Raw genomic sequence first — 11,344 nt, 5'->3', positions numbered from 1 at the left:
GGCATGGAGTGCATCCTATCGAGCGCCGCCGCCGGGGTGTGCGGGGCGGGTCGCGGGCCGTGGCCCCGTCGTCGGGCCGTGTCTAGGCTGGCCGCCATGACCGACGCTACCTCCGAGGACCAGCCGGACGACGTCCTGGGCCCGCTGCGGACCCACCTGACGGCGACCGTGGACGAGCTCGAGGCCGGGCGGCGGGCCCCCACGGTCCTGTTGCTGGCCTTCGAGGGGTGGAACGACGCCGGGGAGGCCGCGACCGGGGCCCTGGGCGCGCTGCGGGAGCAGTGGGACGCGGCGGACGCGGGACGGGTGTGCGACGGCGAGTTCTACGACTACCAGGTCACTCGACCCCTGGTCCGGCGCGACGCCGACGGGCTGGGGACGCTGGACTGGCCGGCGGTCACCCTGCACGAGGCGCTCCTGGACCGTGAGGGTCGGCCCGTCGCGGGCGAGGCTGCCCCGCCGGACGGGGTGCGTGTGCTCCTCGCCGTCGGCGTGGAGCCGAACGTGCGGTGGCGCGCGTTCCTCGAGGAGCTGTTCACGGCGGCCGACGCGCGTGACGTGGACGCCGTCGTGACGCTGGGCGCGCTGCTGGCGGACGTGCCCCACACCCGGCCCCTGCGCGCCCGCCCGACCTCGCCGCTCGTGGACGTGCGGGTGGCCGTCGGCGCGGACCGTCCGGTCTACGAGGGGCCCACCGGGATCATCGGCGTCATCGCGGACGAGGCCGCGCGCCGCGGCCTGCCGAGCCTCTCGCTGTGGGGGACGGTGCCCCACTACGTGGCCCAGGCGCCCTCCCCCAAGACGCTGCTCGGGCTGGTCGAGGCGGTCGAGGACCTGCTGCACGTGAGCGTGTCCACGCGCGGGCTCGAGGACGACGCGAGGGCCTGGCAGCGCGGCGTGGACGAGCTGGCCGCCGAGGACCCCGACGTCGCCGCCTACGTCCGGCAGCTCGAGGAGGCCCAGGACACCCAGCAGCTGCCGGAGGCCTCGGGCGAGTCGATCGCGCGGGAGTTCGAGCGCTATCTGCGCGGGCGCGGCGGACGCTGACGCCCGGCCGCGCCCGGCGGGGTCAGCGCAGGCGCAGACCCAGCAGCGCCGCCACGACGTCGACCACCGGCAGCGGGTCGGCGGCGGCCTCGGCCAGGCCCGGCAGGGTGCCGGCCGCCCATGCGTCGAGGGCCTCCAGCGCGCGGGGGGCGTCGAGGTCGTCCGAGAGCGCCGCGTGCACCGCGTCCAGCACGGCGACGCCGGCGGCGGCATGCGGCCCGTCCAGGGCGGCGCGCCAGCGGGCCACCCGCGCCTGGGCGTCGGCCAGCACCTGCTCGGACCACTCCCAGTCCGACCGGTAGTGGTGCGCGAGGATCGCCGCCCGGACGGCCACCGGCTCGACGCCCCGCGCCCGCAGACAGGAGACGAGTTCGAGGTTGCCGAGGGACTTGGACATCTTCTCGCCGTCCAGGGCCACCATGCCGGTGTGCGCGTAGGTGTGCGCGAGCGGCAGGCCGTCGACGGCGGTGGCGTGCGCGGCGGAGAACTCGTGGTGCGGGAACCGCAGGTCGGAGCCGCCGCCCTGCACCGTGAACGGCGCCGGCAGGTGGGCCCGGGAGATCACGGAGCACTCGATGTGCCAGCCGGGCCGGCCGGAGCCGAGCGACCGCCCGTCCCAGGCAGGCTCGCCCTCGCGGTGCACGCGCCACAGCAGCGGGTCCAGCGGGTCGCGCTTGCCGGGGCGGTCGGGATCGCCTCCCCGCTCCGGGAACACCGCGGCCATCTCGTCCAGGCCCATCGCGGAGACCTGTCCGAGGCGCCAGTCGGTCGCGGACTGGGCCGCGCGGACGTCGAAGTAGACGTCCCCGTCGGGCTCGCCGTCGCCGCCCGGCACGCGGTAGGCCCGGCCCGCCGCCAGCATCGTCTCGACGGCGTCCACCACCAGGCCCACCGCCTCGGTCGCGCCGACGTAGTGGTCCGGGGCGAGCACCTCGAGGGCGGCCATGTCCGCACGGAACAGGTCGGTCTGCTCCTCGGCGAGCGCGCGCCAGTCGACGCCGGTCGCCTCGGCCCGCTCGAGCAGGGGGTCGTCCACGTCGGTCACGTTCTGGACGTAGGCGACCTCGAGACCGGCCGCGCGCCAGTAGCGGTGCAGCAGGTCGAAGGCCACATAGGTGCTCGCGTGGCCGAGATGCGTCGCGTCGTACGGGGTGATCCCGCAGACGTACAGCGAGGCGCGCTGCGCGTCGTTGCCCGGATGCCGGGTCCGTCCCGTGGCGGTGTCGTGCAGCCGCAGCCGGTCGGGGCGGCTCGGCACGGCGGGCGGGGCGGGGGTGCTCCAGGACTTCACGGGACTCCTCAGATCGGGGTGGTTCGGCGGTGCCGGGCCGCCATGCCCGGCGGCGGGAGCGGGCTCAGGCGCTGATGACGCCCGCGCCCAGCAGGGCGAACAGGACGCCGCCCAGGAGGATGCGGTACCAGACGAACGGCAGGTACGAGTTGGTGCTGATGAAGCGCATGAGCCAGGCGATGACCGCGTAGGCCACCACGAAGGCGATCGCGGTCGCGACCAGCGTCTCCCCCATGCCGTACGGGCCCTGCGTGCCGGGATCGGTGAGCGAGGTGTACAGCTTGTACAGGCCGGAGGCGAACACGGCGGGCACCGCCAGCAGGAACGCGTAGCGGGTGGCGGCGGGCCGGGTGTAGCCCATGGCCAGGCCGGCCGCGATGGTGCCGCCGGAGCGCGAGACGCCCGGGATCAGCGCGAGGGCCTGGGCCAGGCCGTAGAGGACGCCGTCCCGCACGGTGAGCTTCTCGAGCGGCTTGGTCTGACGGCCGAGCCGGTCCGCCAGGGCGAGCAGGACGCCGAACACGATGAGCATGGTCGCCGTGATCCACAGCGACCGGAACTCCGTGTCGATCCAGTCCTCCAGCAGCAGGCCCAGGACCGCGATCGGGATCGAGCCCACGATGATCAGCCAGCCCATGCGCGCATCGGGGTCCGAGTGCGGGATCCGCCCCGTGACCGCGGCGCACCACCGGCCGATGATGCGGGTGATGTCGCGCCAGAAGTAGATGAGGACCGCCAGCTCCGTGCCGAGCTGCGTGATGGCCGTGAAGGCCGCCCCCGGGTCGGTCGCGGAGGGCAGGAACTCGCCCACGATGCGGATGTGGGCGGAGGAGGAGATGGGCAGGAACTCCGTGAGGCCCTGCACCAGGCCCAGGATGATGGCTTCGATCCACGTCACGGAGGGTCACTGTACGCCACGGCCCCGGGTGGGAACCCGGGGCCGTGCGATCCGTCACGAGCAGGACGGTCAGTCGTCGTCGTCCTCGTCGTCGAAGAGGTCGAGCGGGGTGACCTCCTCGGTGTCCGCGTACAGGGCGTCCTCGTAGGCCTCGAAGGCGTCGGCCACGGCGAAGAACGCGGCTTCGACGGCGGGGTCGTCCTCGCCCCGCTTGTTCTGCGCGGCCACGAGGTGTTCGTTCAGGGCGGTGGTGAGGGCCTCGAGGGCCATGCGGGCGTCAGAGCTCATGGGTGAACGGTAACCCGGTGGCCGGTGACGCGGCCAGGGGTGGGCCGTGCGGGACCGGCCGCCGGACCCGAGTCCGTCTGCCAGGATGGGCGGGTGCGTGAACAGCTGATGTCCTCGACCCTCGACGCGATCTCCCGCGGACAGAAGTGGGAGTACCTGGTGATGACGGTCGCCGCCCACGAGTCCCTCGCCGACGCCCGGCGGCGCCTCGTGGAGCACCCGGAGTACGGCCAATGGGAGCTGCAGCGCTCCGTGCACTACCGCGACGGGGCGCGCCGCTACTGGATGCGCCGCCGGGTGATGCGCGTGGCCTCGACCCTGCAGACCCTCTGAGGCGCGGACGCGACGACGCCGTCCCGGCCGTCGTCGCCGCCCGCGGCCCGGATCAGCGTGGCTCCAGCATCCGCTCGAGCACCCGGCAGCCGAACTCGAGCGCGTCCACGGGCACCCGCTCGTCGATGCCGTGGAACAGGGACGTGAAGGCCAGGTCGGCGGGCAGGCGCATGGGCGCGAAGCCGTAGCCGGTGATGCCCAGCCGGGAGAGGGACTTGTTGTCCGTGCCCCCGCCGAGCATGAACGGCAGCACCTGGGCCTCGGGGTCCTCCGCCTGCAGCGAGGCGATCATCAGCTCCACCAGGTCCCCGGAGAAGGGGGTCTCCAGGGCGACGTCCCGGTGCTCGGGTGCGATGGTCACGTCCGGACCGGCGAGTTCGGCGATCGTGGCGAGGGCGGACTCCTCCTCCCCGGGGATCAGGCGCACGTCCACGGTGCCGGTGGCCGAGGACGGGATGACGTTGTGCTTGTAGCCGGCGGTCAGCCCCGTCGGGTTGGACGAGGTGCGCAGGGTGCCGGCCACCCAGGACCGGGCCTGCCCGAGCGCGTCGAGCTGCGGCGTCGGGTCCGTCTCGTCGAAGTCCACGCCCATGATCTCGGCCACCTGTTCGAGCAGCGCGCGCGTGGTCTTGGTGTACACGAGCGGCCACTCGTGCCCGCCGATGCGGGTCATGGCGCCGGCCAGCCGGGTGACCGCGTTGTCCGGGTGCGGGGCCGAGCCGTGCCCGGGGGCGCCCTCTGCGGTGAGGTTCAGCCAGGCGAGCCCCTTCTCCGCGGTCTGCACGAGGTAGGCGCGCGAGCCGTGCACCTCGGTGGAGAAGCCGCCCACCTCGGAGATCGCCTCGGTGCACCCGTCGAACACCTCGGGGTGGTGGTCCACGACCCAGCGTGCGCCGTAGACGCCGCCGGCCTCCTCATCGGCGAAGAACGCGACCGTCAGGGGGCGCCGCGGCCGGCGGCCCGTGCGGGCCAGGTGGAGCAGCGCCGCGAGCACCATGGCGTCCATGCCCTTCATGTCCACGGCTCCGCGCCCCCAGATCATGCCGTCCTTGAGCTCGGCGCCGAACGGGTCCACGCTCCACTCGTCCGCCTCGGCGGGGACCACGTCCGTGTGCCCGTGGATGACGAGCCCCGGCGCCTCCGGATCCCAGCCCGGCAGGTGCCCGACGACGGAGACCCGGCCCGGCGCCGACTCGAAGAAGCGGGGGGTCATCCCCGCCTCGGTCATGAGCCGGGCGCAGTACTCCGCGGCCTCAGGCTCACCGACGGAGACGTTGCCCCCGCGGTTGGTGGTGTCGATCCGGATGAGGTCGCGGCAGATCTCCACGACGCGGTCCTCGGGGCGCGAGCGGGCGGGGTTCTCGATGTTCTCGACCATGGTTTTGAGCCTAGCCCGAACCCGTGCTATCTTTCTCGAGTTGCCCGGAGCGGGACGGACCGGACAGGACCGGAACGCGGTGGGCGACGGAGCCTCTCCCAGGGCTCCACCGATGAGCGCGAGTGGCGGAATTGGTAGACGCGCAGCGTTGAGGTCGCTGTGTCCGCAAGGACGTGGGGGTTCAAGTCCCCCCTCGCGCACCGCTCGTCGAGCAGCAGGGCCCCGGTCGTCACGACCGGGGCCCTGCGTGTTCCCCGGCCCGGCGTCCCCTCTAGAGTGGTGTCCGTGCGACGGCAGGCGCCGTCGGTGGAACCGCACGACGGCATGGAGGACCCGATGGCCCTGGAAGCCCCCGCACTGCTGCATCGGCTCGCGCGAGCCCACGGGGTGCAGCCCGAGTACGTCGGGCAGGACGGCTCGGCCCAGACCGTGCCGGACGAGGCCCTCGTGAAGGTGCTCGCCGCCCTCGGGGTGTCGGTCCGTCCGGACGGGGTCGCCGCTCTGGCCGAGGCGCTGGAGGAGGCGGAGACGGCCCCCTGGCGGGACGTGCTCCCGCCCACCGTGGCCGCCCGGTCCGGCCACCGCCTGTCCGTGCCGTGCCACGTGGCCGCGGGCGAGCCGGTCGTGGCCCGCGTGCGCACGGAGGACGGCCGGACCCTCGAGGTGAGCGTGAGCGAGCCGGTGTCCGAGGTCCGCCTCGTGGACGGCGTCGAGCGCGAGCGCGTCCACGTGCAGATCCCCGCCGACCTCGCCCCGGGCTGGCACCGGCTGGAGGTGACCAGCGGCTCCGGCTCCACCGCCTCCGCGGTCCTGGTCTGCGCCCCGACCCGGCTGAGCACGGCGCGTCCCTTCCTCGAGCGCCGCGGCTGGGGCGCGGCCGCGCAGGGCTACTCGGTGACCTCGGCGGACTCGTGGGGCATCGGCGACGCGGCGGACATGGCGTCCCTGGCCGAGATCGTCGCCCGGCACGGTGCCGACTTCCTGCTGCTGCACCCCCTGCACGCGGTCGAGCCCGGCCCCCATCCGGCGGACTCCCCCTACTCCCCCGTCTCCCGTCGGTTCCTCTCGGCGCTGATCGTGCACGTGCCCTCGATCCCCGAGTTCGCCGACCTGCCCGCCGCGGAGCAGGCGGAGCTGCGCTCGGCCGGCGCCCGCGTCCAGGCGGAGCTGGAGCGCACCGGCCGGATCGATCGGGCCGCCGTCGCCGCCGTCCTGTGGCCCGCGCTGCGCCGCGTGCACGAGGTGCCCCGCTCCCCCGAGCGCGAGGCCGCCTACGCGCGGTTCCGCGCCGAGGCCGGCCCGGGCCTGGACGACTTCGCCCTCTGGTCCGTCCTGCGCCTGGACGGCGACGGCACCGGGCCCGATCTCGCCGACCCGGCCTGGGCGCCGGGCGGGGTCGAGGCCGAGCGGGTCCGCGTCGAACGCGCGACCGACGTCGACCTGCACCGCTGGGTGCAGTGGATCGCCGCCGAGCAGCTCGCCGGCGTGCACCAGCGGGCCCGGGCGGCCGGCATGCGCATGGGCGTCATGGTGGACCTGGCAGTCGGGGCGACCCGCGAGACCGCGGACGCGTGGATGCTCGGGGACGTGCTGGTGCCGACCATGTCCGTCGGCGCGCCGCCCGAGCTGTTCAACCAGCTGGGCCAGGACTGGTCGCAGCACCCCTGGCATCCGCGCCGCCTGGCCGAGACCGGCTACGCCGCGTTCCGGGACATGCTGCGCACCGTGCTGCGCGGCGCGGGCGGCATCCGGATGGACCACGTCCTGGGGCTGTTCCGCCTGTGGTGGATCCCGGAGGGCGCCGGTGCCACCCAGGGCGCGTACGTCGAATACGACCACGAGGCGATGCTCGCCGTGCTCACGCTCGAGGCCGAGCGGGCCGGCGTCGTCGTGGTGGGCGAGGACCTCGGCACGTTCGAGCCGTGGGTGCAGCGCCGCCTGGCCGAGGCCGGCGTGCTCGGCACGTCGATCCTGTGGTTCGAACAGGAGGACGGCGAGCCCACCCCGCCGGAGCGCTACCGGCGGCTGGCCATGGCGGCGGTGAACACGCACGACCTGCCGCCCACGGCCGGTTACCTCGAGGGCGTCCAGGTGGACCTGCGCGAACGGCTGGGCCTCTACACCGTGGACGTCGCCCAGGAACGCCGCCGGTCGGCGGAGGAGGTGCGCGCGTTCCTCGCCGCCGCGGCCCGGCGCGGGCTGCTCGCCGAGGCGGACGTGGACGTCCCCGACGCCGGCCCCGAGGTGCGCGAACGCCAGATCGTGGCCCTGCACCGCCTGCTCGCGCAGGCGCCCTCGGCCCTGCACAGCGTGGCGCTCGTGGACGCCGTGGGCGAGCGGCGCATCCAGAACCAGCCCGGCACCCTCCAGGACCAGTACCCGAACTGGACTGTGCCGCTCGGCGACGGCGCCGGACGGATGGTCTCCGTCGAGGACCTGGCGGACTCGGCGTCGGCGGCCCGGCTGTTCGACGCCGTGGACGCCGAACTGCGGGCGTCCGTGCCGGTGGGGATCGGGGTCAGCCTGCACACCTCCCCCCTGGCCCAGCCCGGCCGCGGCGACGCCGGCGGCATGAACGTCTACGTGCGGCAGGCCGCCGTGGCCCTGGCCCGCCGGGGCGTGCGGATGATCCTGCTGACCCGGGCGGAGGAGCCGGTGGGAGCGGATGGCGCACGGGTCCGGATGCTGGACGCCGGCGGGCAGGCCCCGCCGGTCACGGTCGTGGACCTCGCCGCCGGGCCGTCCGCTCCCGTGCCCAAGGAGGAGCTGGCGGGACTGGGCGCCGAGTTCACCCGCGCGGCCCTGGACTGGCTCGCCTCGGACGCCGTGCCGGGCGGTCCCGTCCTCGGTGGCGCGGACGCCCCGCCCGTCGCGTTCGTGCACGGCCACTACTGGCTCTCCGGGTCCACCGCCGCGGCGCTGGCGCGGGCGGCGCACGCCCCGTACCTGCAGACCATGCACACCACGGCGGCGGCGAAGATGCTCGAGGACCCCGAGCTGCGCGAGCCGGCCGCGCGGATCGAGGCCGAGCGCGAGGTCGCCGAGCGGGCCGACCTGCTCGTGGTCAACTCCGCCGCCGAGGTCGCCGACCTGCGCGAGCTGCTGGACGTGCCCCGCGCCCGCACCCGGGTGCTGCCCCCCGGGGCCGACCTCGAGACGTTCACGCCGGAGGGCGCCGCGCAGTGGCCGGGCGCCCCGGACGACAACGGAGCCCTGCGGGTTCTGTTCGCCGGCCGCGTGCAGCGGCACAAGGGCCCGCACCTGCTCGTGGCCGCCCTCGGTGTGCTGCGCGAGCGGGCCGGTGGCACGGGCGCCGACCCGGGTGTGCGCCTGCACGTGAACGGGGCCGCCTCGGGGGGCGACGAGCTGGACCTGGCGAGCCTGGCCGCGGAGGAGGGGGTCGCCGACCTGGTGACGTTCTCCGGGCCGGTGCCCGCGCCCGCCCTGGCCGCCCAGTTCCGGGCGGCGGACGTGGTGGCGATGCCGAGCGCGTCGGAGACCTACGGCCTGGTCGCCCTCGAGGCACAGGCCTGCGGCACGCCCGTGCTGGCGCACCGGGTCGGCGGACTGGTCTACGCGGTCCTCGACGGCGTGTCCGGCCGCCACGTGACGGCGGGCACCCCTGAGGCGTGGGCCGATGCCCTGGCCGAGATCCTGGCGGATCGTGACGCCTGGGCCGCGTTGGGGCCCGGCGCCGTGCGTCACGCCGCCGGTCACTCGTGGGAGGCCTACGCGGACGGGCTGCTCGAGGCCGTCGCCGCCGTGCCGCGGCGGTCGCCCGGGCCGGACGCCTGAGCCGCCGCGCTCACCGGCCCGCCGGGACGGGTGGTCCCGGCGGGCCGACGCGTCGGCCCGGCCGTCAGGGCTCGAGCGGAGTGATCTCCCCGGAGAAGTGCGGGCGCCGGCGCCGCGCATCCCAGCCCCACACGCGCGTGCCGCCGTCGGGCCCGGGCTCGTAGCGGACGGCCACGGTGGTCGGCAGCACGACGGGCGCCTCGAAGTCGATGTGCCAGCGGAACCCGGCGCCGGCCGGCTCACGGCCCTCGAGCATCCGGGCGGCCAGGAACATCCCGTGGGCGATCGCGCCCTTCATGCCGAACAGTCGAGCCGAGACGCCCGTCAGGTGGATCGGGTTCCAGTCCCCGGAGACGCCCGCGTACCGGCGTCCGGCCCCCGTCCCGAAGCGCCACTGGGCGGTCGGCGTCGGGGGCACGAAGTCCGGGCGGGCGGGCCGCTCGGGACGCAGGCCGGAGAGGTGGACGCCCTTGGCGAGGTACCGGGAGACGCCCTCCCACAGCAGTGCCTCCTCGCCGTCGTCGCCGGGCCCCTCGACGGTCACGACGACGTCCACGGCGGTGCCCGCGTGGTGCGGGACGAGACCCACCGCACGTGCGGTGACGCGCAGGGCGGTCTCCGCCGCGACGGGCCGGTGGTGCAGGACGGTGTTGCTCAGGTGCACCAGCCCGGGCAGGGGCAGCGGGAACTCGGGGTCGGCCATCAGCTCCATGGCCGCGCCGAACACCTGGGTGTGCACCAGGACCGAGGGCAGGTCCGCCGGATTGGCGGACCCGACGGCCCCGCGCCACGCGGTCACGGCCTCGGCCGGGATGCGGTGGCCGGTCACGACCACCTGACGGTCCGGGAGCTCGCGGGGACGGCGCCGACGGACGACGGCGTCCGTGGCGGCCCGCCCGGCGGCCCGGACGTAGAGCCGGCCGAGGGAGGGCGGGGCGGACAGCTGCGTGGTCTGCATCCTCACGCCCCCAGCTTCGACTGGCCGCAGACCCGCAGCGTGGCCCCGTTGGTGCCGCCGGCGGCGTCCGAGGCGAGCCAGGCCACCGTCTCGGCCACGTCCTGCGGCAGGCCGCCCTGCTGCAGCGCGTTGAGCCGCCGGCCCACCTCGCGCGTGGCGAGCGGGATCTTCGCGGTCATCTCGGTCTCGATGAAGCCCGGGGCCACCGCGTTGATCGTGCCCCCGCGGGCCGCGAGGACCGGGGCGGACGCCGCGGTCAGGCCGATGACCCCGGCCTTCGAGGCCGCGTAGTTCGTCTGGCCGCGGTTGCCCGCGATGCCGGAGATGGAGGCCAGGCCCACGATGCGCAGCCCCTGACCCGCCACGTCCCGGGCGTCCTCGGCGAGGAACGCCTCGTTCATGGCCAGCTGGGCCGTGGTGTTCACGGCGAGGACGGAGTCCCAGCGTGCGGCGTCCATGTTGGCCAGCATCCGGTCCCGGGTGATCCCGGCGTTGTGCACCACCGCGTCCATCCGGCCGTGCCGGGTGCGGCAGTGCTCGAGGATGCGCGCGCCGGCGTCCGGCGCCGTGATGTCCAGGGCCAGCGCGGTGCCGCCCACCTCGTTCACAACCTCGGCCAGCGCCTCGCCCGCCGCCGGGACGTCCACACCGACGACGACGGCCCCGTCGCGGGCGAGCGTCCGAACGATAGCGGCGCCGATGCCGCGGGCGGCACCCGTGACCACGGCCACCTTGCCGGCCAGCGGGCGCGCCGCGTCGGCGGGGACCGCGCCGTCGGCGGTGGCGACGGGCACGAACTGGCCGGAGACGTACGCCGCACGGCCGGAGAGCAGGAACGCCAGCGCGCCGGCCGCACCGGGGGCGGTGAGCGGCACACCCTCGCCCAGGACCAGGCCGTTGGCCGTGCCGCCGCGACGCATCTCGTGCGCGATGGAGCGGGTCAGGCCCGTCACGCCCTGGCGGGCGGCGCGCAGGGTCGGGTCCGTGGCGGCCTCGGGGTCCTCGAACACGGTCACCACGCGCGAGGAGGAGCCCAGCGAGCGCAGCGCGCCGCCGATCTCCAGCGCCACCGCGCCGAGGTCCGCGGGCGTGGCGACCCCGTCGAAGCACGCGACGATCGCCGCGTGGCGGGCGCCCTCCCGGGGGGCGTCGGCGACCTCGAGGCCCCACGAGGCCAAGAGGGTGCGGGCGTCCGCGGCTGCGGGGGTCGCGCCCAGGACGAGAACGGAGCCGGGCAGCACGGGGTCGCCGGGGGTGTGCCGGCGCAGCTCGACGGGCTGAGGCAGGCCCAGGGCGCCGGTGAGGCGGCGGCCCAGGGGCGAGGCGACGAAGGTGCCGTAACGGTCGGTCATGGTC

Annotated in this window: 9 protein-coding genes and 1 tRNA gene; 4 read left to right on the top strand and 6 right to left on the bottom strand. The window is 75.4% G+C overall.

Annotated features, from left to right (window positions below; genetic code table 11):
* Nucleotides 1-96 precede the first annotated feature (96 nt).
* Nucleotides 97-1,047, top strand: a complete 951-nt coding sequence (locus J1M39_RS08835) for a proteasome assembly chaperone family protein (RefSeq protein ID WP_036315178.1) — start codon at nucleotides 97-99, stop codon at nucleotides 1,045-1,047.
* A gap of 22 nt (nucleotides 1,048-1,069) precedes the next feature.
* Here the strand turns inward: J1M39_RS08835 and mshC are convergent, their stop codons facing one another.
* From mshC to J1M39_RS08820, 3 genes are all read right to left on the bottom strand, one after another.
* Nucleotides 1,070-2,338: a cysteine--1-D-myo-inosityl 2-amino-2-deoxy-alpha-D-glucopyranoside ligase gene (mshC, locus tag J1M39_RS08830; protein ID WP_206496686.1), complete on the bottom strand. Its 1,269-nt coding sequence runs from the start codon at nucleotides 2,336-2,338 to the stop codon at nucleotides 1,070-1,072.
* A gap of 64 nt (nucleotides 2,339-2,402) precedes the next feature.
* Nucleotides 2,403-3,236: an undecaprenyl-diphosphate phosphatase gene (locus J1M39_RS08825; RefSeq protein WP_036315183.1), complete on the bottom strand. Its 834-nt coding sequence runs from the start codon at nucleotides 3,234-3,236 to the stop codon at nucleotides 2,403-2,405.
* Between the two features lie 69 nt (nucleotides 3,237-3,305).
* Nucleotides 3,306-3,524: a hypothetical protein gene (locus J1M39_RS08820; RefSeq protein ID WP_036315190.1), complete on the bottom strand. Its 219-nt coding sequence runs from the start codon at nucleotides 3,522-3,524 to the stop codon at nucleotides 3,306-3,308.
* Between the two features lie 93 nt (nucleotides 3,525-3,617).
* Here J1M39_RS08820 and J1M39_RS08815 point away from each other — a divergent pair, with 93 nt between their 5' ends.
* Nucleotides 3,618-3,857 carry a DUF5703 family protein gene (locus J1M39_RS08815; RefSeq protein WP_206496685.1) on the top strand — a complete coding sequence of 80 codons (240 nt, stop codon included), beginning with the start codon at nucleotides 3,618-3,620 and terminating at the stop codon, nucleotides 3,855-3,857.
* Nucleotides 3,858-3,909: 52 nt separating this feature from the next.
* On the opposite strand, the gene J1M39_RS08810 is transcribed toward J1M39_RS08815, so the two are convergent.
* Nucleotides 3,910-5,235: a M20/M25/M40 family metallo-hydrolase gene (locus J1M39_RS08810; protein WP_145950715.1), complete on the bottom strand. Its 1,326-nt coding sequence runs from the start codon at nucleotides 5,233-5,235 to the stop codon at nucleotides 3,910-3,912.
* A gap of 116 nt (nucleotides 5,236-5,351) precedes the next feature.
* Between J1M39_RS08810 and J1M39_RS08805 the strand changes: the two genes are divergently transcribed.
* Nucleotides 5,352-5,435 (top strand) — tRNA-Leu (locus tag J1M39_RS08805).
* Between the two features lie 85 nt (nucleotides 5,436-5,520).
* Nucleotides 5,521-9,030, top strand: a complete 3,510-nt coding sequence (gene malQ / locus J1M39_RS08800; protein ID WP_206496684.1) for a 4-alpha-glucanotransferase — start codon at nucleotides 5,521-5,523, stop codon at nucleotides 9,028-9,030.
* A 64-nt stretch (nucleotides 9,031-9,094) separates the two neighbouring features.
* Here malQ and J1M39_RS08795 read toward each other — a convergent pair whose 3' ends face one another.
* A complete protein-coding gene (locus J1M39_RS08795; protein WP_036315203.1) occupies nucleotides 9,095-9,988 on the bottom strand; it encodes a MaoC family dehydratase in 894 nt (297 codons plus the stop codon).
* A gap of 2 nt (nucleotides 9,989-9,990) precedes the next feature.
* Nucleotides 9,991-11,340 carry a 3-oxoacyl-ACP reductase gene (locus J1M39_RS08790; RefSeq protein WP_060974152.1) on the bottom strand — a complete coding sequence of 450 codons (1,350 nt, stop codon included), beginning with the start codon at nucleotides 11,338-11,340 and terminating at the stop codon, nucleotides 9,991-9,993.
* Nucleotides 11,341-11,344 lie beyond the last annotated feature (4 nt).

The organism is Micrococcus sp. KRD077, assembly GCF_017168505.1.
GTDB classification, from domain to species: Bacteria; Actinomycetota; Actinomycetes; order Actinomycetales; family Micrococcaceae; genus Micrococcus; species Micrococcus luteus.
This window is presented reverse-complemented; position numbering and strand designations above follow the sequence as displayed.

Coding starts and splice junctions, on each gene's coding strand:
- J1M39_RS08835 (WP_036315178.1), top strand. CDS start 97: ATGACCGACGCTACCTCCGAGGACCAGCCGGACGACGTCCTGGGCCCG.
- J1M39_RS08810 (WP_145950715.1), bottom strand. CDS start 5,235: ATGGTCGAGAACATCGAGAACCCCGCCCGCTCGCGCCCCGAGGACCGC.
- J1M39_RS08795 (WP_036315203.1), bottom strand. CDS start 9,988: ATGCAGACCACGCAGCTGTCCGCCCCGCCCTCCCTCGGCCGGCTCTAC.
- J1M39_RS08790 (WP_060974152.1), bottom strand. CDS start 11,340: ATGACCGACCGTTACGGCACCTTCGTCGCCTCGCCCCTGGGCCGCCGC.
- J1M39_RS08820 (WP_036315190.1), bottom strand. CDS start 3,524: ATGAGCTCTGACGCCCGCATGGCCCTCGAGGCCCTCACCACCGCCCTG.